Source organism: Bacteroides sp. 1_1_30, from assembly GCF_020982715.1.
Classification (GTDB): Bacteria; Bacteroidota; Bacteroidia; order Bacteroidales; family Bacteroidaceae; genus Bacteroides; species Bacteroides xylanisolvens.
On the sequence record NZ_JAJKHN010000212.1, the window covers coordinates 1 to 1,336 of the forward strand.

At 38.8% G+C, this 1,336-nt stretch carries 1 protein-coding gene; it reads right to left on the reverse strand.

Annotated elements, in window-relative coordinates; genetic code table 11:
- On the reverse strand, positions 1–1,036 hold a 1,036-nt coding region (locus tag LPH68_RS26235), incomplete at its 3' end, for an IS110 family transposase (protein ID WP_230297271.1).
- Positions 1,037–1,336 lie beyond the last annotated feature (300 nt).

The window sequence follows — 1,336 nt, forward strand, 5'->3', positions numbered from 1 at the left end:
TAACTTCTCGTTCTTCATAATATTTGTATGTATTTTGATCATATGGTACTTTCTTCCTGACTAATGCCACTATGATTCTTATGAGTTTGTTCTTGACATTATTTAAAGCCACTTGAGGCTTCTTTCCCTTACTAATCAGTCTTTGATAGTAATCTCTAATTTCGGGATTATATATTTTGGCTATATGAGCTGCTTGTCCTAATAATGATTTAATAAGTTTATTGGCGAAATGGCTTGTATGAGCAGGTGTATTTACACTCGTTCCGGATTGTTTACCAAAGGGGGCAACTCCATAATAGCATGCAATCTTTCTTGGGTCATATCCGAATTTTTTGAAGTTGTTTGTGTAGACCAACATACAGGTTGCGTTTTGCCTGGCTACGCCTTTTATTGAGGTTATAATAGCATAATTTTCTTTCAGTTCCTCATCCGCCTCTATTATGCTATCAATGGCCTTATCGCATTCGGCAATTGTTTTGTTTATCTCCGCAATAAGGTGTTTGCTCTTGCGGTTGATGAAGGATATTGCTTTTGACTTGTTTGATTGTGATTTGTCCTCTTTTCGTAATTCCATTGCCACTCTTTGCCCAACTAGCTTATGCCTATAGAGGAAAATCTCCCTTAGTTGCGCAAGGGATTCATTCAATGGTTCAAAGGGTACAACCTTGTCCTGTTGCCTCCATGCGTATTCAGCAATGATTGCTGAGTCCGCCTTATCGTTTTTCACACGCTGGATACCACTGCTATGTTTTATGGCGTAAGCGTTCTCAATCCATATGTCATAGCCTTTTCCGTAAAGCCATTTGCTCAGTCCTATACTACATGAACCTGTGTCTTCTCCACAGAATAGCCATTCCTCAGCAATTGTATTCCAAGCGTTTGTTTTAACCCAATTACATAACTTGCGGTAGCCCGTAGTGTTATTTGGGAAACACCCATACTCACGGGAGCCTATTTCGTTCATTCCACATGCGAGAATTATCGTCGCGTCAAGTTTCTCCTTTGAAAAATCAATTCCAATAAATAATTTTTTCATATTTTTGCTGTACTTTTCTAAGACTGGTAAAAGCTGTTTGAACTCTAAACTCTAAATAGGCTCGCAACCTTGATATTCTATCGGAGCTTTGCAGCTTGGCGGAGAGAGGCCGTTACGTGGGCTAGCCTCAAGTGCTTTCTCTTTTATGGTGTCCTCTTCCCGCCTATCAGTCTTTATCTTAATACAACAAAGATAATAAGACTGATATTTTCCTGATAAGATGCGGAGGTAATTATTCGTCTCGCTTGACTTTTTTAAAATAAATTTCCGACCTCTTATCTATTAACTGCAAACTTAGAG